At 73.0% G+C, this 24640-nt stretch carries 16 protein-coding genes and 1 pseudogene; 9 read left to right on the top strand and 8 right to left on the bottom strand.

Annotation, left to right across the window (positions count from 1 at the left end):
* Nucleotides 1-566: 566 nt before the first annotated feature.
* Nucleotides 567-5603 carry a DNA repair ATPase gene (locus tag HET64_RS18380; protein WP_215106948.1) on the top strand — a complete coding sequence of 1679 codons (5037 nt, stop codon included), beginning with the start codon at nt 567-569 and terminating at the stop codon, nt 5601-5603.
* Between the two features lie 30 nt (nt 5604-5633).
* Entirely contained in the window at nt 5634-7640 is a 2007-nt protein-coding gene (locus HET64_RS18375) for an NAD(P)-binding protein (RefSeq protein ID WP_215106946.1), read from the top strand.
* Nucleotides 7641-7737: 97 nt separating this feature from the next.
* On the opposite strand, the gene trpS is transcribed toward HET64_RS18375, so the two are convergent.
* Nucleotides 7738-8829, bottom strand: coding sequence for a tryptophan--tRNA ligase (trpS, locus tag HET64_RS18370; RefSeq protein WP_215106944.1), 1092 nt, complete (start codon nt 8827-8829; stop codon nt 7738-7740).
* Nucleotides 8830-9212: 383 nt separating this feature from the next.
* Here trpS and HET64_RS18365 point away from each other — a divergent pair, with 383 nt between their 5' ends.
* The 4 genes from HET64_RS18365 (at nt 9213) to HET64_RS18350 (ending at nt 15220) form a co-directional block, all read left to right on the top strand.
* A complete protein-coding gene (locus HET64_RS18365) occupies nt 9213-10316 on the top strand; it encodes an LLM class flavin-dependent oxidoreductase (RefSeq protein WP_215106942.1) in 1104 nt (367 codons plus the stop codon).
* Nucleotides 10317-10320: 4 nt separating this feature from the next.
* Nucleotides 10321-10980, top strand: coding sequence for an FMN reductase (locus HET64_RS18360; protein ID WP_215106940.1), 660 nt, complete (start codon nt 10321-10323; stop codon nt 10978-10980).
* 153 nt (nt 10981-11133) lie between these two features.
* Nucleotides 11134-11556, top strand: a complete 423-nt coding sequence (locus tag HET64_RS18355; protein WP_215106938.1) for a universal stress protein — start codon at nt 11134-11136, stop codon at nt 11554-11556.
* A gap of 172 nt (nt 11557-11728) precedes the next feature.
* On the top strand, nt 11729-15220 hold the full coding sequence (locus HET64_RS18350) for an AAA family ATPase (RefSeq protein ID WP_215106936.1): 3492 nt from the start codon (nt 11729-11731) through the stop codon (nt 15218-15220).
* A 25-nt stretch (nt 15221-15245) separates the two neighbouring features.
* Here the strand turns inward: HET64_RS18350 and HET64_RS18345 are convergent, their stop codons facing one another.
* From HET64_RS18345 to HET64_RS18325, 5 genes are all read right to left on the bottom strand, one after another.
* A complete protein-coding gene (locus HET64_RS18345) occupies nt 15246-16478 on the bottom strand; it encodes a MerR family DNA-binding transcriptional regulator (protein ID WP_215106935.1) in 1233 nt (410 codons plus the stop codon).
* Nucleotides 16479-16618: 140 nt separating this feature from the next.
* Nucleotides 16619-17476 (bottom strand): ABC transporter permease, encoded by an 858-nt coding sequence (locus HET64_RS18340; protein ID WP_215106933.1) that lies wholly within the window; start codon nt 17474-17476, stop codon nt 16619-16621.
* Nucleotides 17473-18444, bottom strand: a complete 972-nt coding sequence (locus HET64_RS18335) for an ATP-binding cassette domain-containing protein (RefSeq protein WP_215106931.1) — start codon at nt 18442-18444, stop codon at nt 17473-17475. Before HET64_RS18335 ends, HET64_RS18340 begins: the two co-directional genes overlap by 4 nt.
* A gap of 58 nt (nt 18445-18502) precedes the next feature.
* Nucleotides 18503-19129 carry an NADPH-dependent FMN reductase gene (locus HET64_RS18330; protein ID WP_215106929.1) on the bottom strand — a complete coding sequence of 209 codons (627 nt, stop codon included), beginning with the start codon at nt 19127-19129 and terminating at the stop codon, nt 18503-18505.
* 210 nt (nt 19130-19339) lie between these two features.
* Nucleotides 19340-19747, bottom strand: a complete 408-nt coding sequence (locus HET64_RS18325) for a hypothetical protein (RefSeq protein WP_215106927.1) — start codon at nt 19745-19747, stop codon at nt 19340-19342.
* Nucleotides 19748-19878: 131 nt separating this feature from the next.
* Between HET64_RS18325 and HET64_RS18320 the strand changes: the two genes are divergently transcribed.
* Nucleotides 19879-20772, top strand: a complete 894-nt coding sequence (locus HET64_RS18320; RefSeq protein WP_215106925.1) for a hypothetical protein — start codon at nt 19879-19881, stop codon at nt 20770-20772.
* 60 nt (nt 20773-20832) lie between these two features.
* Complete coding sequence (locus HET64_RS18315; protein ID WP_215106950.1) at nt 20833-21078, top strand: DUF2630 family protein; 246 nt, start codon at nt 20833-20835, stop codon at nt 21076-21078.
* A gap of 67 nt (nt 21079-21145) precedes the next feature.
* On the opposite strand, the gene HET64_RS18310 is transcribed toward HET64_RS18315, so the two are convergent.
* Both HET64_RS18310 and HET64_RS18305 read right to left on the bottom strand, forming a co-directional pair.
* Nucleotides 21146-21547, bottom strand: a complete 402-nt coding sequence (locus tag HET64_RS18310; RefSeq protein WP_215106923.1) for an RNA-binding S4 domain-containing protein — start codon at nt 21545-21547, stop codon at nt 21146-21148.
* 65 nt (nt 21548-21612) lie between these two features.
* Nucleotides 21613-23682 (bottom strand): PhoX family phosphatase, encoded by a 2070-nt coding sequence (locus HET64_RS18305; RefSeq protein ID WP_215106921.1) that lies wholly within the window; start codon nt 23680-23682, stop codon nt 21613-21615.
* A gap of 293 nt (nt 23683-23975) precedes the next feature.
* On the opposite strand from HET64_RS18305, the pseudogene HET64_RS18300 reads away from it, so the two are divergent.
* Nucleotides 23976-24640 (top strand): annotated as a pseudogene (locus HET64_RS18300) (hypothetical protein); the annotation flags it as partial.

Here is a 24640-nt window from a genome sequence, read left to right as displayed (position 1 = left end):
GCTGTGTCGGGGCAGGTGCGCCAGTTGCTGGCGGCGGCGAAGGAGCTGGGGCTGGCGGATCTGCCGGTGTCGTCGCTGACGAACGGTACGCCGGTGGCTCCGACGACCGCGACCGCGACCGCGGCCCGGAACGGGGCCGGGGCGCTCGGCTAGCGCATCTGACGGCGGAACCCTCGGTCCCGGGGGCCACACCCAGCTCGTCCGGCACTTGAGGACAGAACCCTGGGCCCGGGGGGCAGGGCCGGGCGCGAGCGGGCGCTTCCTCGGCCCGGGGGCCACACCCAGCCCGTCCGGCGCTTGAGGACGGAACCCTGGGCCCGGGGGGGGCCGGCGGTCTGCGTGTGCGTCCCACGGGGGTGGGCGCACCAGGGACCGACCCGCCCGTCAGGGCCGGCTCACCGGGCCGGGGGTTCCGTCCTCAAACGCCGGACGGGCTGGACTCCCGGGCTCGCCCCGCACGTCAGAAAGCCGGCCCACCCGGCCCGAAGGTTCCGTCCCCAAACGCCGGACGGGCTGAGTGGTGCCGGACCGGTCGAAGACGATGAGAAACGTAGGGAGCCGTACGCATGGACAGCGACACCACCGCCACCCCCACCGCGCCGCAGGGCACACCGAGCGGGGCGGGCGGCGACGTGGACGCCGGTGCCTACGAGGTGCTGCGGCGGCGGCTCTCGGCGCAGGCCGGGGAGCTGGTCCGGCGGGCCGAGGCGCTCAACGTACGGCGGACCGAGGAGTTCGGCTCGACCGGGCTGCGGCTGCTGGCCACCGAGCAGGTGCGCACCGAGCGGGCCTCCGTACCCCGCGATCTCGTCGCTCTGGGGCGGCAGTTGCTCTTCGGTTTCGAACGCGGGCCGGGCGCGCGCGGCGAGGCCGGGGTCGAGGACGTACTCCTCGTACGGGACTCCGCGCCGGCTAACGACGCCCCGGCAGCGGACTCCCCCCTCCTCGACGACGACTTCCGGCGCGCGTTCTCCTCCCTCCACCGCTACTTCCGCGACGCCCGCCTGCTGCGGCTGCGCCGTGTCGACGGCAGGCTCCTCGCCGTCTTCCGGACCGGCGAGAACGCCGAGGACATCCGGGTGCTGCGCTGGGCGCTGGGGCCGGACGGGTCGCCGGGGGCGTTCCTCGACGCGCAGGGCGAGCGCGACCATGTCTTCCCGCCCTCCCACGACTTCGGGTGGACCGTCGCCGGGCGCGAGGCCCACGTTCCCGGACGCCATCCGCACATCGCCGTCGGCAAGGGCGGCGGGCTCTTCGTCGACACGCTCGGCGGCACTCTCACCGTCAAGGTCTCCGACGACACCGAATCCCCGGACGGGATCTACGAGGAGCCCGTCGACGAGCCGTTGCAGTCGCTGGCCGACGCCGACGTCGAGTACGCGGAGGTCGGGCCGCTGGTGCTGCTGCGCGTGCGCCCGTACAAGGAGGACGCCTGGCGCCACCTCGTCTTCAACTCGCTGCTCGCCACCGTCCAGCGGCTCGACGGCATCGGCCCGTCCTGCCACCGGCTCCCCGAGGACCAGGGGATCATCTTCCCCGGCGGCTACTACCTCACCACCGGCACCGCGAAGACCTTCGACACCGCCGAGGAGCTGACCGAGCCGGTCTTCGAAGGCGCGGTCCGCTCGCCCAACGGGGAGGACGTGCTCTACGTCTTCCGCTCCCGCGACGGGCTGCGCAGCCTCCTGCTCCCCTACAACCTGATCCGGCAGGAGGTCGCCACCCCGCTCACCGGGCGCGGGCACGCCCTGCTGGACGACGGGACGCTGGTCCTGCTCCGGGACAACCCGGACGGGCCCGCGCGCGTGCACCCCACGCAGCGCTGGGCCACCCCGTACGTCTCCGACACCTACGCCGCCGCCCGCCCCGCCGGGACCGGCCCGCTCGCCCGGACCGGCAACGCCGACCTCGTGCGCGGGATCTCCGACTGTCTCGCCCTCGCCCACGGCGTACGGGACATGACGCCGACGACGGCCGTCTACGGGCAGCTCGCCGCCGACTGCGCCCGCGCCCAGGACCGGTATCACTGGCTGCGCGACCCCGAACTGGGCTCGCTCGGCGAACCGTTGGACGAGCTGCGGGCCACCGCGCAGCAGGTGCTTGCCGAGTTCACGGCCGTGCGGGAGCTGACCCGGCGGGCCGCCGACGCGCTGGAGGAGACCGCCGCCCGGATCACCGCGCTGGTGCGCAGGGTGCGCGGCGAGGTGCCCGGTTCGGCGTCCGCCTGGGTCGAGCGGCTGACCGAACTCCGGCGAGCACAAGGCCACTTGGCGACGGTCGGTGACATGCGGTACGCCGACGTCGAGCGTGTCGCCGAGCTGTCGGCCCGGACCGAGGACGACATCGCGTCCGCCGCCCAGCGGGCCGTGTCCTTCCTGGCGCGCGAGGACGCCTTCGACGGGTATCACGCGGACATCGCGGGGCTCCTGGCCGACGCGGGTGCGCTGGAGACCGTCCGGGACGCGTCCGCCGTGACCGACCGGCTGTCCGCGATGACGGAGGGGCTGGCCACCGTCACGGACGTCGTCGCCGGCCTCGACATCGGCGACGCCACCGTGCGTACGTCGATCCTGGAACGGATCGCGGAGGTGCTCGGCGGCGCGAACCGGGCCCGCGCCACGCTCGACGCGCGCCGCCGGGAGCTGCTGTCGAGGGAGGGGCGGGCCGAGTTCGCCGCCGAGTTCGCTCTGCTCGGGCAGGCGGTGACGGGCGCGCTGGCCGCCGCCGGTACCCCGGAGACATGCGACGACCAACTGGCCCGATTGCTGCTCCAGCTGGAGAACCTGGAGTCGCGGTTCGCGGAGTTCGACGACTTCCTCGCCGAGCTGTCCGAGCGCCGCACCAAGGTGTACGAGGCGTTCTCGGCGCGCAAGCAGACCCTCCAGGACGAACGGGCGCGGCGCGCGGAGCGGCTGGCCGGGTCCGCCGGCCGGGTGCTGGAGACCGTCGCCCGGCGGGTGGCCTCCCTCGACGACCTCGACGCGGTCCACACCTACTTCGCCTCCGACCCGATGGTCGCCAAGGTCCGCCGGACCGCCGACGAGCTGCGCGAACTGGGCGATCCCGTGCGGGCGGAGGAGCTGGACGGGCGGCTGAAGGCGGCCCGCCAGGAGGCGGGCCGCGCCCTGCGCGACCGTACCGAGCTGTACGCGGACGGCGGGTCCGTGATCAGGCTGGGCCGCCACCGGTTCGCCGTGAACACCCAGCCGTTCGACCTGACGCTCGTGCCCGCCGGGGATCGGAACGGGCAGGGGCAGGGCCTCGCCTTCGCGCTGACCGGGACGGACTACCGGGCCCCGGTCACCGACCCGGCGTTCGCGGCGGCCCGGCCGTACTGGGAGCAGCTGCTCCCCTCCGAGAACGCCTCCGTCTACCGCGCCGAGCACCTCGCCGCCCGTCTCCTCGACGAGCACGGGGCCGGGCACCTCGCCTCGCTCTCCGACGCCGAACTGGCTCGCCTGGTGCGGGAGTCGGCCGGTGAGGCGTACGACGAGGGGTACGCGCGGGGCGTCCACGACGAGGACGCCACCGCGATCCTGGCCGCTCTGCTGCGCCTGCACGCGGACGCGGGGCTGCTGCGCCACGAGCCCGCCGTCCGCGCGGCGGCCCAGCTCTTCTGGGCGTACGACGCCGACGAGCCGCTGCGCACGTCCTGGACCAGGCGTGCGGCCTCCCTGGCGCGCGCCCGTGACACCTTCGGCCTGGCCCCGGCCATCGCGGTGCTCCGGGAGGAGTGGGCTGCGGCGATCGGCTCCCCGTCCCCGTCCGCGCCGGGTCACGCCGTCGCCGCGTACCTCTTCGAGGAGCTGACCACCGGGCCCGCCGGATTCGTCGTGGGCTCCTCGGTCCTCGCCTTCCTGGAGGCCTTCCACCGGGCGGCCGGCCCCGACGCGTACGCCGAGGACCTGGCGGCCCTGGGCGACGACCGCGCCGCCCGCCGGCAGCTCGTGGAGGGCTGGCTCACCCCGTACGCCGAGACGGCGGGGGCCTGCGGCGGAGCCGGCCTCGGCGGCGGCGACCTGGCGGAGGCCGTGGCGGTGGAGCTCTGCCCGGAGCTGGAACGGTACGCGTGCGACGCGCCGCTCACCGAGCGCCTGGAGGGCCTCCTCGGCGACCACCCGCGCATCACGGGCGGCGGGGCCCTCACCGTACGGATCGACGAACTCCTCGCCCGGACGGCCGAGTTCCGCACGCACACCGTGCCCGGCTTCCGCGCCTACCAGCGGCTGCGCACCTCCCTGGTGACCGCCGAGCGCGGACGGCTGCGGCTGGACGACCACCGGCCGCGCGTGATGTCGGCGTTCGTCCGCAACCGGCTGCTCGACGAGGTGTACCTGCCGCTGATCGGCGACAGCCTGGCCAAGCAGCTCGGCACCGCCGACGCCGACCGGCGCACCGACTCGCAGGGGCTGCTGCTCCTCGTCTCGCCGCCCGGTTACGGCAAGACCACGCTGATGGAGTACGTCGCGGACCGGCTCGGCATGGTGCTCGTCAAGATCAGCGGGCCGAACCTGGGCCACGACGTGACCTCCCTCGACCCGGACCGGGCCCCGAGCGCCACCGCCCGACAGGAGGTCGAGAAGATCAACTTCGCGCTGGAAGCGGGCAACAACACGCTCCTCTACCTCGACGACATCCAGCACACCTCGCCCGAACTGCTCCAGAAGTTCATCCCGTTGTGCGACGCCACCCGCCGTATCGAGGGCGTGCGGGACGGCGAGCCGCGCAGCTACGACCTGCGGGGCAAGCGGTTCGCGGTCTGCATGGCGGGCAACCCGTACACCGAGTCCGGCGAGCGGTTCCGGATCCCCGACATGCTCGCCAACCGGGCCGACGTGTGGAACCTCGGGGAGGTCCTCAGCGGCCGGGACGACGTCTTCGCGCTGAGCTTCGTGGAGAACGCCCTGACCGCCAACCCGGTCCTCGCCCCGCTGGCCGCCCGGTCCCGGGACGACCTGGCGCTGCTGGTGCGGCTGGCGGGCGGCAGCGACCCGGCAGCGCGCGCGGAGCACCTGGAACACCCGTACAGCGCAGCTGAGTCGGACAGGATCCTGGCGGTGCTCCGGCATCTCCTCACGGCCCGGGACACCGTGCTCGCGGTGAACGCGGCGTACATCGCCTCGGCCGCGCGGACGGACGCCACACGCACCGAGCCGCCGTTCCGGCTCCAGGGCTCCTACCGCAACATGAACAAGATCGCCGAGCGGATCGTGCCCGTCATGAACGACGACGAGTTGTCCGCCGTCGTCGACGACCACTACGCCGGCGAGGCCCAGACGCTCACCACGGGGGCCGAGGCGAACCTCCTCAAACTGGCCGCCCTGCGCGGGACGCTCACCGCCGGACAGGCCGAGCGGTGGGCGGCGATCACCGCGTCCTACGTCCGCACGCAGGCGCTCGGCGGCCCGGACGGCGACCCCATGACCCGGGCGGTGGCCGCGCTCGGGCTGCTCGCGGACCGGATCGCGGCGGTCGAGACGGCGATCCAGCGCGCGGCGGACCCCCGGCACCTGCCGGCGGGCGGACCCCAGGGCCCGGCGGGCGCGCTCAACGACCGGGCGGTTCCGAACCACCATGCGAAGATCACCAACACTCCACACTGACCGGGAAGACCGAGCCGGAAGGATCACGGCATGCTGGGTTTCGTGCCTCCACTTCCTCAGCAGCCGGGACGCCCGCCGTCGGCCGGCCACATGATCGTCTGCGGTGACGACGCCCTGGCGCGCCGGCTCGCCGTGGAGCTGCGCTTCGTCTACGGGGAACGGGTCACCCTGCTCCTCCCCCCGGGCCGGGACGCGAACAGCCCCGAGACGCCGCTGACCCAACGGGGCCGGGCGGCCGCCCTGTTCGGCCGGATGTCGGCGGCGATGAACCGCGCGGGCAACGGCAACGGGACGGCCGGCGGCGGCAGCGGCGACACCAACGCCGGGGTCGAGGCCGTCCGCATCATGGAGGCCCCCGAACCGTCCGACGACGTACTGGAGGAGGCGGGCGTCGACCGGGCCGCCGCCCTCGCGCTCGTCTACGACGACGACGAGCGCAACATCCGCGCCGCCCTGACCGCCCGCCGCCTCAACCCCCGTCTGCGGCTGGTGATCCGGCTCTACAACCGCAAGCTCGGGCTCCACCTGGAGGAGCTGCTCGACCAGGCGGCAGCCGTCGCCATGCCCGGCATCGACCCGGCGCTCCTGGACGCCTCCACCACCGTCCTGTCCGACGCCGACACCGCCGCCCCGGCCCTCGCCGCCACCGCCCTCACCGGCAGCAGCAAGATCATCCAGGCCGAGGGGCTGCTCCTGCGCGCCGCCGAACGCCCGCCGCCGCGCCCCGGCGAGACCCTCGACCCGGGCCTGTGCACCCTCGCGTTGCTCTCCTCCACCACCAACGACCCCGCGGGGTCCGAGGGTTCGGACAGCAGCGGCGACGAAGCCCCGCTGCTGCTGCCGGACGAGAGAGCCGTCGCCGCCGCGTCCGGACGCGGGACCGTCGTCCTGGAGACGGTCAGCAGGGCCGACCCGGACCGCCCCGCGACCCGCATGGGCGGCAGGGGCGCCCCGCTCGCCCAGGTCTTCTCCCGCCGGCTGCGCTGGTCGGCCCTCGGTGTCGCGGCCGCCGCGGTCGCCCTGGTGATCGCGTCGGTCCTGACCACCAGGGACAGCCTGCTGCACTCCGCCTACCTCACCCTGCTCGACCTGCTGGGCATGAACGACCCGGCCGAGGAGGCGCCGCCGGCCCGGCAGATCATCCAGCTCCTCTCCGGCGTCGCCGGGCTCCTCCTGCTCCCGCTGCTGATCGCCGCCGTCCTGGAGGCGTTCGGTACCCTGCGCACCGCGTCCTCGCTGCGCCGCCCGCCCCGCGGCCTCTCCGGGCACGTGGTGCTGCTCGGGCTCGGCAAGATCGGTACGCGCGTCCTCGTACGCCTCCGGGAGCTGGACATCCCCGTGGTCGTCGTCGAGGAGGACCCCGAGGCGCGGGGCATCCCGCTGGCCCGCTCGATGCACGTGCCGACCGTCCTCGGCGACGTCACCCAGGAAGGCGTCCTCGAAGCGGCCAAGATCCGCCGCGCCCACGCCCTCCTCGCGCTCACCAGCATCGACACGACGAACCTGGAAGCGACGCTGTACGCCCGCTCCGTGAAGCCGGACCTCAGAGTCGCGCTGCGGCTGTACGACGACGAGTTCGCCACCGCCGTCTACCGCACCCTGCGCACCGCGCACCCCGGGGCCCTGACCCGCTCCCGCTCGGTCTCCCACCTGGCGGCCCCGTCCTTCGCGGTCGCGATGATGGGCCGCCAGATCCTCGGCGCGGTCCCGGTCGAGCGCAAGGTCATGCTGTTCGCGGCCCTGGAGGTCGCGGGGCACCCGCAGTTGGAGGGCCACACGGTCGAGCAGGCGTTCCGGGCCGGCGCCTGGCGGGTCCTGGCCATCGACGCCACCCCGCCCGCGGACCGGGCCCCGGACCTCGCCGCGATCCCGCCGTACGACCCGGAGGGCGACGCGGCACCGCCGCCCTCCGGCCTCGTCTGGGACCTGCACCCCGGCTACGTCCTGCGCGCCACGGACCGGGTGGTGATCGCCGCCACCCGCCGGGGGCTCGCGGAGCTGCTGCGACGGCAGCGGTCGGTGGCGCCGAGGCGGTAGGGGGCGCCGGGTCGGCAGCGGGCCGCTGAGAGCAGCGGGCCGCTGACAACCGGCTGCCCGGCTGCCCGGCTGCCCACTACCGGCTACCGGCTACCGGCTACCGGAATGCACCCATCGCCTCCCGCACCTCGTCGAGCGTGGCCTCCGCCAGCGCGTTCGCCCGCTCGTTGCCCGCGCGGAGCACCGACCGTACGTACGTCAGGTCCTTCGCGTACTCCGCCCGCCGGGCGCGGAACGGGGCCAGGTGGCTGTTGACCGCGTCGGTCACCGTCCGCTTGAGAGCGGCGGCTCCGCCGTCGCCGATCTCCGCCGCGACCTCGTGCGGGTCCCGCTCCAGACAGAGGGCGGCCAGCAGCACCAGGGACGAGACGTTGGGGCGGGCGTCGGGGTCGTAGGTGATGTGCCGGTCGGCGTCCGTGGTCGCGCCCTTGATGAGGCGGGCCGTCTCGTCGGCGGTGGCGCCGAGCGGGACGGAGTTGGCCCGGCTCTTGCTCATCTTCGTGCCGTCCGTGCCGAGCAGCAGGGGTGCGGCGGAGAGCATGATGTCCGGTTCCTGGAAGACGTCGCCGTACCGCTCGTTGAAACGGCGGGCGATCGTCCGGGTGACTTCCAGGTGGGGCGCCTGGTCCCGGCCCACCGGAACCAGGTTGCCCTTGCAGGACAGGATGTCGGCGGCCTGGTGGACCGGGTAGGTGAGCATCAGCCCGCTGACCGTGGACTGCCGTGAGTGCGCGATCTCGTCCTTGACCGTGGGGTTGCGGTTCAGCTCCGCTACGGAGACGAGGCTGAGGAAGGGCAGCATGAGCTGGTTGAGCGCGGGGACGGCGCTGTGGCAGAAGACGGTGGACCGGGCGGGATCGATACCGAGGGCCAGATAGTCCAGGAGCAGCCCGTCGGTGTACTCCCCCAGCCGCTCGGCGGTGTCCCGGTCGGTGATCACCTGGTAGTCGGGGATGAGGACGACGACGTCCACGCCGAGGTTCTGGAGGCGGACCCGGTTGAGCAGGGAGCCGAAGTAGTGGCCGAGGTGGAGGGGGCCGGTGGGGCGGTCCCCGGTGAGGACCCGGAAGCTGCCGGGGTCCTGGGCGATGCGGCGCTCCAGCTCGGCGCTGTGGAGCCCGTTCGGGGCGGGTGCGGTGCCGGGGTGGGCGAGCGCTGTGCCGGGGGCGGCGGGTGCGGTGCTGGTCATGGGATCGGGTCTCTCCTCGCGTGGGTGATGCGTGGAGGACGGCCCCGCCGGTGAGCGCCGCTGCGCTTCGTCTCCGTGACCGCGCCGTACGAGAAAGCTGTACGGGAGCGCTGTACGGGCAGCGAAAAGGGCCGTCCATGTCGAACGGCCCTGGTTCCGTGCAGATGTGGTGGCCGCTCCTAGGAGGAGCGCCACCAGTTTCGGCACAGGACGGAGGTCATGGGCCGAGTGTAGCGGCCACGGGGCGCCGGGCCGCGTGGAACAGCCAGGAATAGGCAGGAGGGGGGTCCCGTTGTAGGATGTAGTTCAACATTCAACCAAATCGGCCAGGGGCTTCGGACGGAGCTTCGGAACCACGGCCGGGACTCAGGAAGGCGGACGCCATGCAGTTCGGGATCTTCACCGTCGGGGACGTCACGACCGACCCGACCACCGGCCGGACCCCCACCGAGAACGAGCGGATCAAGGCGACCCTGGCCATCGCGCAGAAGGCCGAGGAGGTCGGCCTGGACGTCTTCGCGACCGGCGAGCACCACAACCCGCCGTTCGTCCCGTCCTCCCCGACGACCACCCTCGGCTACATCGCCGCCCGCACCGAGAACCTCATCCTGTCCACCTCCACCACGCTGATCACCACCAACGACCCGGTGAAGATCGCCGAGGACTACGCCACCCTCCAGCACCTCGCGGACGGCCGCGTCGACCTGATGATGGGCCGGGGCAACACCGGACCGGTCTACCCCTGGTTCGGCAAGGACATCCGCCAGGGCATCCCGATGGCGATCGAGAACTACGCCCTGCTGCACAAGCTGTGGCGCGAGGACGTCGTGGACTGGGAGGGCAAGTTCCGTACGCCGCTCCAGTCCTTCACCGCCACCCCGCGCCCGCTGGACGGCGTCCCGCCGTTCGTCTGGCACGGCTCCATCCGTTCCCCCGAGATCGCCGAGCAGGCCGCGTACTACGGCGACGGCTTCTTCCACAACAACATCTTCTGGCCCATGGAGCACACGAGGAAGATGGTCGACCTCTACCGGCGCCGCTACGCCCACTACGGGCACGGCACCGCCGACCAGGCCATCGTCGGACTCGGCGGCCAGGTGTTCATGCGCAGGAACTCGCAGGACGCGGTACGGGAGTTCCGCCCGTACTTCGACAACGCCCCGGTCTACGGCCACGGCCCGTCCCTGGAGGACTTCACCCGCGAGACCCCGCTGACCGTGGGCTCCCCGCAGGAGGTCATCGAGCGGACCCTGACGTTCCGGGACGCTGTCGGCGACTACCAGCGCCAGCTGTTCCTGATGGACCACGCGGGGCTCCCCCTGAAGACGGTCCTGGAGCAGCTCGACATCCTCGGCGAGGACGTCGTTCCGGTGCTGCGCAAGGAGTTCGCCAACCTGCGGCCGGCCGGAGTGCCGGAGTCCGCGCCCGTCCACCCGGCGGTCGCCGCGGCCCGCGCCGCCCGCACCACCGAGCAGAAGGAGGCCTGACCCGATGTTCGCCACCACCCCCCTGCGCATCGTCGCCGTCTCGGCCGGGCTCAGCCAGCCGTCCTCCACCCGGCTGCTGGCCGACCGGCTGGCCGCCGCCGCCCGCGAGCGCCTCGCGGCCGAGCAGGACCGGAACGTCGAGGTCCAGGTCATCGAGGTCCGCGACCTCGCCGTGGACATCGCCCACCACCTGCTCAGCGGCTTCCCCTCGGCCACGCTGCGGGAAGCGATCGACGCGGTGACGGAGGCCGACGGGCTGATCGCCGTGACGCCGGTGTTCACCGCCTCGTACAGCGGTCTGTTCAAGTCGTTCTTCGACCTGATCGACAACACCGCGCTGACCGGCAAGCCCGTGGTGATCGCCGCGACGGGCGGGACGGCCCGGCACTCGCTGGTCCTGGAGCACGCGCTGCGCCCGCTCTTCGCCTACCTGCGGGCCGTCACCGTGCCCACCTCCGTCTACGCGGCATCGGAGGACTGGGGCTCCTCGGGCGACGAGTACACCGAGGGCCTGCCGTCCCGGATCCGGCGCGCCGGCGGCGAGCTGGCCTCCGCGGTCCTGGGCCGTACGGTCTCCGGCGCCGCGCGGGCCCCGGGCCCGGACGACGGGGAGGACGCGGTCGTCCCGTTCGAGCAGCAGCTCGCGGACCTGCGGCTGGACTGATGCCGTGGGGTGGAGTGATGCGGTGGGGGTGGTTCCCACCGACCCGCCCCCACTTGTCCGATGTGACTACAGTGAGATCAAACGCTGTACAAGCGGGACAGAACGGGACCGCACTGTACGGACGCACTGGGCTGTACCGAGCTGGAGGCAGATATGGGCAGGATCGTTGTGGGCGTCGACGGCTCCGACTCCTCGATCAAGGCGCTGCACTGGGCCGTGCGCCAGGCCGAGCTGACCGGCGCCGCGGTGGAGGCCGTGAACAGCTGGGAGTACCCCGCCACCAGCTGGGCGTCGATGATGCCGGGCATGCCGGAGGACTTCGACCCGCAGGCCCTGGCCACCGTCTCCCTCACCGAGGCGCTGGAGGAGGCACTCGGCGCCGAGGGGGCCGCCGCGGTCAGCAAGGTCGTGGTCATCGGCAATCCGGCCCAGGCCCTGCTCGACCGTGCCCAGGGCGCCGACCTGCTCGTCGTGGGAGCCCGTGGCCACACCGGCCTGAAGGCCACCCTGCTCGGCTCGGTCAGCCTCCACGTCACCCAGCACGCGCCGTGCCCGGTGACGGTCGTACGCGACTGAGCCCGCTGCTCAGCGGTCGTACACGGCTGAGCCGCCTCCGCGGTCGTACGCCACCGAGCCCGCTCCGCGTTGGTACGCGACCGAGCCCGCTCCGCGTTCGTACGCGACCGAGCCGTCTCTCCGGTCAGAACACGGAGGGGCCGTTGTCAGTGGCTGCTCCTATCGTGTGGTCATGACCCCTGCTCTCTTCGGGCGCGACCACCCCGCAGGCGTTCTCCGCTCGGAGATCGCCCGGGCCACGGACAGCCACGGCGGTCTCGTGCTGGTCACCGGCGAGGCCGGGATCGGCAAGAGCACGCTCGTCACCGACGCCGCCCACGAGGCACGGCGGCGCGGTGCGCTGGTGGTCGGAGGCTCCTGCTGGGACTCGGACAACACACCGGGCTACTGGCCCTGGGTCCAGATCCTGCGCGGACTCCGCCGGTCCGCCACCGCGGCCGAATGGGCAGCGGCCCAGGACGCTTCGGACGGCAGGCTCGCCGCGCTCCTGGGCGACCCGGTCAGGGTCGCCATGGGCGGTACGGACGGCCCCAGCATGCCTTCGGCTCCGGTTCCGGCTCCGGGCGCCGCTGTCGGCCCGGGGCCCGACGGTGCGCACGGCGGCGGGCCCGGCGCGGAAACGGGCACGAGCCCGCCCGGCGACGGTTCGCCGGAGGGGGCCGAGGCCTTCGGACTCTTCGACGCGGTGACCACGGCCCTCGTCACGGTCTCCCAGAGCCGGCCGCTGGTGGTCGTCCTCGACGATCTGCACAGCGCCGACCCGGCCTCGCTGCGCCTGCTCGAATTCGCCGCCCAGCACGCCTGGTTCGAGCGGCTGCTGCTGATCGGCACCTACCGGGACGTCGAGGTGGAGGCCCCGGGTCACCCGCTCCAGCAGCTGATCCTGCCGCTGGCCTCGCGCGCCACCGCGACCCTCACCCTGACCGGCCTCGGCCGGGACGAAGTGGGGGCGCTGATGACGGTGACGACGGGCCGCGAGCCCACACCGCGGCTGGTCGACGAGGTCCACCGGCGCACCGGCGGCAACCCCTTCTTCGTCGAACAGACCGCCCGGCTCTGGCACAGCGGGAGCCCGGTCTCCACCATTCCGCCCGGCGTGCGGGAAGCGGTCCGCCGACGGCTCGCCCTGCTGCCCGAGCCCGTCGTCTCCCTGCTGACCAGCGCCGCCCTGCTCGGCCGGGAATTCGGCCGTCAGGTCCTGGCCGTGGTGCACGGCGCGCCGGTCCCCCACGTGGACCGGCTGCTGGAGCCCGCCGTCGTCGCCCGTGTCGTCGTCCCCCGCCCCTCCGGGCAGTACGCCTTCGCCCACGACCTGCTGCGCGAGACGCTGTACGCCTCACTGGGCGACACCGAGGCCCGTGAACGCCACGCCGCCGCCGTACGGGCCCTGGACGCGCACGGCGGCCTCGGCGACGCGGTGCGGCCCGGCGCCCTCGCCCGGCACGCCCACCTCGCCGGCGAGGCCCTGGACCGCGACCGCCGGATCGACCTGCTGCTGGCGGCCGCCCGGGACGCCTCGGGACGCCTGGCCGACGAGGAGGCCGTCGGCCACCACCGGCGCGCCCTCGCGGTGGCCGGGGCGGACCGGGCGGGTGCGGAGGGCCGGGGTCCGGACCTCCGGCGTGCCGCACTGATCGGTCTCGACCTCGCCGGACAGCTCCGGCACGCGGGGGAGACGGCCGAGGCGGAGCGGCTGCTGGCCCGGTCGGTCGCCCTGGCCCGGGAGCTGGACGAACCGGAGCTGCTGGCCCGGGTGGCGATCACCATCCACCGGGACGGGTCCTTCGGCGGCCACGGGGTGGCCACGATGGGCCTCCTCGCCGAGGCACACCGCAGGGTCACCGGCAAGGAGGGCCAGGAGGGGCTCTCCGACGACCGGCTCGCCCAGGAACTGGCCATCCACATCATGGCGCTGGCCCGGAGCGGCTCGGACGACGAGGCGCTCGCCTTCTCGCTCTGGGCGCGCCACGACTCCGTGTGGGGGCTCGGCTCGGCGGTGGAGCGGCTCGGGCTGACCGACGAGATGACCGTCGTCGGCCGGCGCACCCAGCACCAGGACATGGAACTGAACGCGACGTCCATGCGCTGGGTGACGCTGCTGGAGCTGGGCGACCCGGCCTTCCTGGACCAGTTCCGGGCGTTCGTCAGGCTCGCCGAGCTGACCGGGCTGCCCCGGTTCGCCCTGGGGGTCGCCGTCGACACCAGCCTGATCGCCTCCCTGCAAGGCCGGTTCGCCGAGGCGTCCACCGCGCTGGAGGACGACGCACTCACCCAGGAGAACAGCGACCACGCCTCCTTCGGCTTCATGGGGTACCACCTGCGCTGGGCGATGCACCTGCTCCGGGGCCACTTCGCCGAGGCCGAGGAGACCCTCGGCGAGCTTCCGGGCGCCGGGTATCCCTATCCCGGGCTGCTGGAAGCGGTCACCGCGGCGGAGCAGGGCGACGCCGCCCCCGCGCTGCGCCTGATCGCCGAGCACGCGGACCGCGCCGCACCCTATCCACGGGCGTTCATGCCGCTGTGGCTCCGGCTGCTGGCCCAGACGGCCGCGATCACGCGCGACCCGCGGCTCATCACCCGCGCGGAGGACGAGCTGACGCCCTACACGGGCCAGTGGGTCGTCTCGCTGTACGGGTGCGACATCGGCGGTCCCGTCGACCTCTGGCTCGGCATGCTCGCCACCGCGCGCGACGACCAGGACGCGGCGGTGGCGGCGCTCACCGAGGCTGCCGCCTCCTCGGACCGCCTCGGCGCCCGCCCCTGGGCCGTACGCGCCCGGCTGTGCCTGGCCCGCTCCCTGCTCGCCCGCGCCGACGCGGCCGGTGACGGGGGCGGGGGCGGGGCAGCCGCTGACGCCGGGCAGGCCCGTCGGCTCCTCGGTGAAGTGGAGCGGGAAGCGCGTGAGTTGGCCTTGTCCCACAGGGAGGCCGAGGCCGCGGCCCTCCGTTCGGCCCCGCCCGTCACGGCCCCCACTGCCGCCACCACTGCCACGATCGGCGTCTCCACCGCCTCCGGTCCCGGCGTCTCGGAGGACCAGGACCAAGGCCACGGCCAGGACCCCGTCGCGGCCCCGGACCGGGTCACGGCCGGGATGTCGGCAGCGACCCGGGCCGTGCCGTCCGCCGAATTCCGGCGGAACGGGCCGGTGTGGCAGCTGCGTTGGGACGGGGTGACCGTGCACGTCCCGGACGCCAAGGGCCTGCGGGACCTGCACAGTCTGCTGGGGCTGCCCGGCGCCGACGTCCCGGCCGTCCGGCTCCTCGCACCCGAGGGCGGGGACCTCGTGATCGCCGCCGGGCAGCTCGGCGGCGATCCGGTGCTCGACGAGGAGGCCAAGCGCCGCTACAAGGAACACCTGGCCCGGCTGGACGCCGAGATAGACCGCGCAGCCGCCCGGGACGACGCCCTGGGGGTCGAGAAATACGACCGGGAGCGGCAGGCCCTCCTCGACGCGCTCCGCACCGCGGCCGGGCTGGGCGGCCGGACCCGCCGGCTGGGCGACCAGACCGAGCGGGCCCGCAAGACGGTCACCGCCCGGATCCGCGACACCCTGCGGAAGCTGGACACCCTGCACCCCGCGCTGGCAGCCCATCTGAAGGCCTCCGTGACGACCGGGACCACCTGCGCCTACCGTCCCGAGCACGCCCCCGACTGGCGGCTCTGACCCGAGCCGCTCCGCCTCTTCGCCGCTACTCCTCGACGACGTCGGCGACGACGCACGCCACGTTGTCGGGCCCGCCCGCCTCGCGGGCCAGGCCGACCAATCGGCGTACGGCCCCCTCCGGGTCCTCCGCCGCGATGACCGCCGCCCGCAGCTCCGCCTCGTCCACCACCGCGGACAGCCCGTCCGAGCAGAGCAGATAACGGTCCCCGGCCATCACCTCCCGCAAGCCGACATCGGGGCGGCTCGCCACGGCCACCGGGGCGGACCGCGCCTCCCCGACCAGCGCCTTCAGCAGCAGCGCGGGCCCCGGGTGGGAAGCGGCCTCCTCCCGGCTCAGCGAACCGTCGTCGATCATCGACTGGACCAGGCTGTGGTCATGCGTGATGCGGAACAGCTCCCCGCCCCGCAGCAGATAGGCCCGCGAGTCCCCGATGTGTACGAGCCCGAGCCGCGATCCGGTCCACAGCATCGCGGTGAGCGTGGTCCCCGAACCGTCCGGGGCGGCACAGGAAGCGACCGCGTCCCGGACCGCCCGCGAAGCGGAATCCGCCGTGTCCTCCAGGGCGTTCAGCAGATCCGCGGCGGACAGCGCACCCTCCCGGGCACCCCACGCGGAAGGCTGGAGCGCATCGATCGCCGCCGCACTCGCCTCGGACCCGCCCTCCCCGAAACCGTCGGCGACCGCCAGCAGCCGGGGCCCCGCGAACGCCGCGTCCTGGTTCGTCGTACGCACCGCCCCGGTATCGGTCAGCGCCGCACACCTGATCGCGAGCGGCACCGCCCCCGCACCGCTACCCGTGTTGCCCGTGCTGTCCGTGTTGCCCCTACTGCCGCTGCTGCCCCTGCTGCCGTTGCTGCCCGTGCTGTCCGGTATGCGCGACATGGCCCTGCCCTTCGCTGACAGATGGTCGACGAGGTACATCGCCAGATCGCGCCGGGCCGCCGTCTCGGCCTCCACCCGCGCCCAGTAGGCCCGGATCTCCACGGCCGCGGCGCCCGCGTCGAGCGCCACGACCCGGCCGATCCGGCTCAGGGGCATGCCGATCCTGCGCAGCCACGCCACGAGCCGGGCCCCCTCCGCCTGCGCCGGGTCGTAGTACCGGTAACCGTTCACCGGGTCGACCAGGGCGGGCCGGAGCAGCCCCAGCTCGTCGTAGCGCCGGAGCGCCTTGGCGGAGAGCCGGGACAACCGGGCGAACTCCCCGATCGTCACCAGCTCTCCGCTCCCGGCGCCCCCCGCGCGGCCTTCGCGTTCCACCCCGTACCTCCTCGTACCGGGCGCCTTCCGCCCGGCCCCACCGATGCTGGGGCTTCCCCTGCGGGGAAGGTCAAGGACGCACGGGGCGGATATATCCCCGGCGCACGCGGCGGGGACCTCCGCCTTCGGTCACCCGCGGGTCACTTCCGGTTGTAGAGCCGCATCGTCACCGCACCGAAGACCACCAGGAGCAGCCCGGACCAGCCCAGCGTCCAGGCGATGTCGGAGGCCGGCCATTGGCCCTCCATCAGCTCACGCACCGCCGTGGCGAGGTGGGTGACGGGACTGTTGTTCACGAAGGCCTGGAGCCAGCCCGGCATCGTCTTCGGGTCGACGAAGACATTGCTGAGGAACGTCAGCGGGAAGATCACCATCATGCTGACGCCCATCACCGACTTCTCGGAACGCAGCAGCAGCCCGAACATCGTCCAGATCCAGGAGAACGCGAACGAGAACACGACCAGCAGCGCGACACCGGCCAGCACACCGAGCACACCGCCGTCCGGGCGGAACCCGATGATCATGCCGATGGCGAGCATCACCGCCGACGCCAGCAGATACCGCAGGACGTCGCCGAGCAGATAGCCGACCATCGGGGCGGGCCGCCAGATCGGCAGCGTGCGGAACCGGTCGAAGACGCCCTTGGCGATGTCCGTGTTCACCGCGATACCCGTGTACATCGTGATCATCACGACGCTCATCACCATGATGCCGGGCAGCAGGAACTGGATGTACTCCTCCGTGGAGCCGGCCAGCGCCCCTCCGAAGAGGTACGTGTACATCAGGACCAGCATGATCGGAAAAGCCGTCACATCGAAGAGCTGTTCCGGCACATGCTTGATCTTCAGCATGGCGCGCCACCCGAAGGTGATCGATGCCGACAGGGCACTGGGCCTCGGCGGGCGCTCCTGGCCCACCAGGAGCGCCGAGAGGCGTTCCTGGTCCGGCGCGGCGAGCTCGACGCCCTCCAGCTCCGTCTTGGCGGTCGCGGTGCTCATGCCGCCACTCCCTTCTTGTCCGTGAGTGCGAGGAAGACCTCGTCGAGGCTGGGCTGTCCCAGCGAGAAGTTGTCGACCGTGATGCCGCGACGGGCCAGCTCGGCCAGGGCCCGCCCGGCCTGCTCCGCGGCCCCCTGCTCGGTGCTCTGCCCGTCGACCCGGGCGGTCAGCGCCACCGGGTCCGCGTCCAGCTGGACCTGCGCGTTCAGCGCGAGCGCCAGCACCTGCTGCGCCTCGGCCCGCTGGCCGGCGTCCCGCAGTCGCAGATGGACGGTGCCGGCGCCGACGGACGCCTTCAGCTCGCCCTTCGTTCCCTCGGCGATGACCTTGCCGTGGTCGATCACGGCGATACGGGAGGCCAGCTGGTCGGCCTCGTCCAGATACTGGGTGGTCAGCAGGACCGTGGTGCCGTGGACGACGACCGCCCGCACGATGTCCCACACCTGGTTGCGGCTGCGGGGGTCGAGTCCGGTGGTCGGCTCGTCCAGGAACAGCACGTCCGGGGTGTTCAGGATGGACGCGGCGATGTCGATGCGCCGCCGCATGCCTCCCGAGTAGTTCTTCACCTGCTTGCCCGCCGCCTCGCTCAGCCCGAACCCTTCGAGCAGCTGGGCCGCCCGGTCGCGGGCCGCCGGCTTGGAGTGGCCCAGCAGCCGGGCGAGCAGGACGAGGTTCTCCACCCCGGTCAGGTCCTCGTCCACCGAGGCGTACTGCCCGGTCAGGCTGACCCGGCTGCGGACCGCGTCGGCTTCCTTCACGACGTCCTTGCCGAACACCCGGGCCGTGCCGCCGTCGGGGCGCAGCAGGGTCGCGAGCATGCGGACGGCGGTGGTCTTCCCGGCGCCGTTGGGTCCGAGGACGCCGTAGACGGTGCCGGTGGGGACGGCGAGGTCGATGCCGTCCACCGCACGGTTGTCGCCGAAGACCTTCACCAGCCCCGTGGTCTCGATGGCCAGTTCAGTGCTCATGATCCATTCCTTGTGGGTCGTCGGAGGAGGTCGGTGATCTGCGTCTGGTTCCGGGAGCTCATGAGACGTACGGGCGGACGGCGCGCGCCTCGCGCAGGGCCCAGCCCCACCAGCCGAGCTGGTCGAGCATCAGCCCCACGGACCGGTCCCGGCCGGTGTCGCCGGGGTGCCCCTCCAGCGGCTGCCGGAGGAAGTCCAGCGCGACCCCGTTCCTCAGGGTCACCGTGTGCAGCTCGGTGAAGACCGAACGCAGCTGCTCCACGGCGTACAGCCCGGCGGAACCGTGTCCGTAGCTCACGAAGGCGACCGGCTTGGTCTGCCATTCCTCGTAGGCGAAGTCGATGGCCTGCTTCAGGGAGGCGGGGAACGAGCGGTTGTACTCCGGGGTGACCACGACGAAGGCGTCGGCCCTGGCGATCTCCTCGGTGAACTCCGTCATCTGCTCGGTCGCCCGCCCCGGATAGTGCACGGGGAAGTCGTAATCGGCGAGATCCAGCACGGCGAGGTCCAGCTCGCTCCGGTCCTGGGCCCGCTCCAGGAACCAGCGGCCGACCGCATCGCCGATGCGGCCCTCGCGGGTGCTGCCGATGATCACCGCGACACGCAGGGGAAGGCTGCTTCCCGTGTCCCGGCTCCCGCCGGCGCTCTCGTCCGCGCTCCCGCCTGCGCTTTCATCCGTCGTCATCGCTCGCTCCTCCTCCTCCCGCGACCTCCGCCGCCGCCCGGGCTCCCGGGCCTCCGGGGCCTCCGGGGCCTCCCGTCTGGCCCGGCCCGGCCCGTTCCGCTCCCTCACCTCTTGGGCGCCAGACGCGGGGGCGCGGCCGCCAGATTGAATCTGGCGGCCGCGCACGCGGTCGGAAAGGACCGGAATCCGGTCCAGAACAGCGGACGGGATTCAGGTCTCCCGCGTGTAGAAGACATAGAACGAGACGATGAGAACGCCCGCCCCGACGACCAGACCCAGAAAGGTCGACCTCAGCACGCTGGTGTCGGTGAGGCTCACCAGGAAGCCGATGGCGCACGCGGTCAGCGCGCCGTACACGGCTGCCCGCAGTTCGCGCGGCAGCGAGCGCTGGATCCGGCCCACCGCGAAGCAGAGGACCGCCAGAGCGACACCGGAGACGAGCCCCAGCAGGACCTGCCCGCCGGTGCTGGGACCGCCGTCGCGACGGATGAACGCCGCGTAGAACCCGTAGATCACGCCGAGCACCAGGGGCAGTGCCCAGGCGAGCGGGGTGTGGTGGCGGGTCCGCGCATGGGCGCGGGAACCGCTTCGGCCGGGCAAGGCTGCGTGTGTGGCCATCGCGGACAGCTCCTTCCGTCGCCCCCGTCGCACGCCCCCGTTCCTCCAGAGCACACCCGACCGCGCCGCCCGGCAACTCGAATGGCGTACGGCCCGGAGCGGCCCGGCCCCGTACGGGATTCCCTGGAGGAGTGCGGACCTCTCCCTCGGCGATCTCGGCGACCACCGCGGCCTTCTCGGCGGTCCTGCTCGTCCTGCTCGCCGTCCTCGTGCCGCTGAGCGCGCTCTCCGCCTGGGTCGACCTGGAGATCGACGACACCGACCGGTACGTCGCCGCCGTGTCGCCGCTCTCCTCCGACCCGGCGGTGCGGAGCACCGTCGCCGACCTGGTCACCGAGGAGGCGATGCGGCAGATCGATCTCGGTCCGCTCCAGGACACGGTCCGGGAGTTCCTGCACGAGACCGTGCGGTCGTTCACCACCACCGAGGCCTTCCGGAACGCCTGGGACACCGCGAACCGGGCCGCTCACCAAGCGGTGGCGGCCGCCCTGGACGGCGACAGCGGTGAGGCCGTGACGATCGATCTGGCCCCGGTCATCGACCAGGTCAAACAGGACCTGGTACGTGAGGGCGTGCCGTTCGCCGACCAGATCCCGGTCGAGCGGACGGAGATCACCGTGCTCGGTCCAGGTCAGGCCGACGACCTCAGGAGCTCGTTCCGCTGGCTCCGCTACTGCAGTATCTGGCCGGCCGTCGCCACGCTGGTGTTCCTCGTGCTGGTGGTGGGCATCGCCGCCGTACGGCGCGGTCTGCGGGCCGGGCTGTGGGCCACCGCGGTCGTGGGCGCCGGGTTCGTGCTCGGTGCGATCGTGCTCCGGGTGCTGGTCGCGGTCGGCCGCAGCCGGGTGCTGGACGAGGTGCCGGACAGCGACCGGGACGCGGCCGCCGCCGTGGTCGACGCCCTGACCGCCTCGCTGCGGACCACGGTGTGGGTGGTGCTCGCAGTCGGTGCGGCCCTCCTCGTGGGGGCGGTGCTGGCCCGGGTACTCCTGCGGAGCAGACGGTCCGCGGCCGAGGTGCGATGAGGCGGCGCCGGGGTGAGAGTGGGATCCGTGACCGCCGCCGAGCGACCCGAGAGAGGCGTCATGGCCGACCGCGACATCTTCGAGAACATCGACGACCTGGTCTCCGAGGAGCGCGACCTGCGCGACCGCTCCGTGGCGAAAATGGGCCTGTCCACGGACGAGAAGGCCCGTCTGCGGGCGGTGGAGGTCCAGCTCGACCAGTGCTGGGACCTGCTGCGCCGACGGCGGGCGCTCAGCGAGTACGGCGAGGACCCCTCGGCGGCGAAGGTCCGCCCCGCCGACGAGGTGGAGGGGTACCAGAGCTGACCAGGGCCCCCGGAGGACGCCCGGGGCAGTCGGCCCGGTGTTTCACGTGAAACACCGGGTGGCGGCCTCAGCGCTCCGGCGGCTGCCCCTGAAGGCGTTCCATCTCCCGGCGGTCGCGCTTGGTCGGACGACCCGTGCCCCGGTCCCGTACGGGGACCTGGATCGCGATCTCGCGGGGCGGCGGGGGCGGACTGTTGTCGACGAAGCACTCCACGGCCACCGGCGGGCCGACCCGCTTCTTCACGATCTTCGAGACGACGACCACCCGGTCCCGCCCCGCGTGCCGGAGCCGCACCTCGTCACCGGCGCGCACGGCCTGGGCGGGCTTGGCCCGCTCTCCGCCGACCTTCACATGTCCCGCCCGGCAGGCGGCGGCCGCCTGGGCACGGGTCTTCGTCAGCCGGACCGACCAGATCCACACGTCGACCCGGACGCTTCCCTCCGCCTGCGGCGCGTCACCGGAAACCATGGGTCCGACTGTAATGCGGAACGGGTGGTGGGCGGGCGGCAATAAGGCCGCCCGCCCGCCGGACCTCACACGCCGATGTCGCGACCGTCCCTGCGCCAGACGGCGACGACCGAGGGGCGGACGATCTTGCCCGGGCCGTCGGGCCAGACGCTCGCCGGCTTCTCGACGGAAGCCCCGTCGATCTCGCCCGGGTGCTGGACCGCGACCAGGACCCGGCGGTCCTGGATGACCGGACCGCAGGTCTCGGCCCCGGCCGGGACGGTGAGGAACTGCTTCAGTTCGCCGCGCCGGTCACCGTGGGTCGCCACGCCGAACAGCCCGTCGTGCGAGCCGAGCGCGTTGCCGTCCGTGGAGATCCACAGGTTGCCGTGGGCGTCGAACGCCACGTTGTCCGGGCAGGAGATGGGGCTGACGTTCTCCTTGGGGAAGCCGGAGAAGTACGTCGCCGGATCGTCCGGGTCGCCCGCCACGAGGAACAGCCGCCAGGCGAAGCCGTCGCCCGCCGGGTCGTCCCAGTTCTCCGCGAGCTCCAGGATCTGCCCGTGCTTGTTGCTGTTGCGCGGGTTCGCCTCGTCCGCGCCGGGCTTGCCCGCCTTGCCGCGGTCCGAGTTGTTGGTGAGCGCGACGTAGACGCGACCGGTGCGCGGCGAGGGCTCGACGTCCTCGGGGCGGTCCATCTTGGTCGCGCCGACCTTGTCACCGGCGAGGCGCGTGTAGACGTACACCTCGTCGGCGGTCATGCCGGGCACATGCGAAGTGGTGCCGGTGGCCAGCGGGATCCAGACGCCGCTGCCGTCGAACTCCCCGTCGCCGGGAAGCTTTCCGGTGCCGTCGATCTCGGTGACCGGCGAGTCGCCGCTCAGCTTGGCGACGTACAGGGTGCCCTCGTCCAGCAGCGTCAGGTTGTGCTCGCGGGCGGCCCGCGAGTTGCCCTTCTTCATCCGCTTGCTGGAGACGAACTTGTAGAGGTAGTCGAACTTCTCGTCGTCGCCCATGTAGACGACCGGACGGCCGTCGGAGGTGAGCCGGGGCTGTGCCGCCTCGTGCTTGAACCGGCCCAGCGCGGTCCGCTTGCGCGGGGTGGAGTCCGGGTCGTACGGGTCGAGTTCGACGACCCAGCCGAAGCGGTTGGCCTCGTTGGGCTCCTTCGCCAGGTCGAACCGGCGGTCGAACCGCTCCCACTTGCGCTCGGTGGCGCTCGTGCCGATCCCGTACCGCTTGTGCATGTCGGTGGCGCCGTTGGCGAAGTACTGGTTGAAGTTCTCCTCACCGTGCAGCGTGGTGCCCCACGGGGTGGTGCCGCCCGCACAGTTGTTGAGGGTGCCGAGCACCTTGCGGCCGGACCGGTCCGCGGAGGTGCGCAGCAGGGTGCTCCCGGCGGCCGGGCCCGTTATGCGGAACTCGCTGGTCGCGGTCAGACGGCGGTTCAGCGGGTGCCGGTTGACCGGCCCCAGCTTGCCGGTGCGGTGCTCCTCCTGGACGACGACCACGGAGAGTCCGTGCGCCGCCCAGGCGATCTCCACCTGCTCACGGGTCGGGTTGGCCGGATCGTAACCGCGGAACATGAGGATCTCGTCCGTGTACTCATGGTTCGCGACCATGACCTGCCGGCCGCGCTCGCCGCGCAGCGGGAGCAGGGAGAGAAAGTCGTTGTTGTAGCCGAACTGGCCGGCCTGGGCCTTCGCCGTCTGCCTGTCCGGGTTGAAGGCGGGCGCGCCGCGCAGGATCGGTTCGCCCCAGCGGATCACCACGTTCTGGGCGTACCCGTCGGGGGTGGTGACCTTGTCGTCCTTGTTGGGCGCGACCGGCGAGAACCGCAGGCCACGCGCGCCGGACGGGGCCGGTTTGTGGGGGTGGCCCGGTTTGTGCCCGTGTCCGGCGAGCGGGGAGGCCTCGGCCTGCGGGGCGTTCGGGCCGGTCAGGGCCGCGGTGCCGGCGGCGGTGGCGACGGTTACCACGGCAGCGGCGCGCATCATCGAGCGGCGCGACACGGCACCGGCGATGATGTCGCCGGCGTACTCGTTGTCGCTGTTGTTGGGCGTCTCCTTGAAGCAGGCGTCCCCGCAGCGGAAGCGGCAGGTCAGCGCGGAACGCCCACCGGGATGCGAGCTGATGAACGGCAGCAGATTGCGCACGTGGATTCCCTCCGTCTGGTGTCGTGCGTGACGGTATGGGTGCCTCCACGCGGTCCGAGGGACTCCCGGTGAACGGCGGGTGAAGTCCGGGCCACCGCTGTTCCCTTGGGGTCCGGCGGTGGACACCGTCGTGGACTCGGTCCGGGTACGGTTTCGGCTCGGTTGACGCAGGGGTGGGCCGCACCGGCGAACGGCCGGATCCGGCCGCTAACCTTACGTATCCGTCCTGGCCAGGGATGAATTCACCCAGGTCGGACATTCCCCGCACCCAACTCATGCGAAAGGCCTCGCCCATGGGCATTCGGAGCTTGCTGCGTAAGGTGTTCGGCCGCACGGAGCAGGACGAGCCGACCACGGCCACCGTCCCGCCCCAGGCCGAGCGCGTTCAGCCCAAGGAGACGGAGCCGGAGACCACTTCGGCGGCCGAGCCCGCGGCGGAGCCGAAGGCGTCGATCCCGGCCCCGGCCTCGCCCTCGTCCCCCACCTCGTCCGCCACGCCCTCCGTGTCCTCCACGGAGAAGCCGTCCACCGCGTCCACGGCTTCCGCCGCCGCCGGCTCCACGGAGCGTGACGGTTCGCTGGCCGCCGACCTGGTGGCGGAGGCCTTCGACAAGGCGGCCGCCGCACCGGCGTCGCCGACCGTCCCCGCGCAGAAGTCGGCCCCGGAAGACGCTCCGAAGGCGGAGAAGGCCGAGGCGCCGGTGACCGCCGAGGGCGCCGTCGAGCCCGAGGCGCCGGTGACCGCTGCGGCTCCCGTCAAGGCCGCCGGGAAAGCCGAGTCGGCGCCGAAGCCGATCACGATCGACCTCGACCTCGACCTCGACGAGACCCCGGAGCCCGCTCCGGAGCCGAAGGCCGAGCCGGAGCCGGCAGCGGAGACGGTAGCTTCAGTGGAAGCCGCCGCCGAAGCGGAGGCCGAGGCCCCGGAGACCGCCCCCGAGGCGCCTCGGACCGCCCC

Source organism: Streptomyces sp. McG3 (assembly GCF_018619185.1).
Lineage (GTDB): Bacteria > Actinomycetota > Actinomycetes > Streptomycetales > Streptomycetaceae > Streptomyces.
Note: the sequence above shows the minus strand (reverse complement) of the source record. Positions and strands in the feature narration are given on the sequence as shown.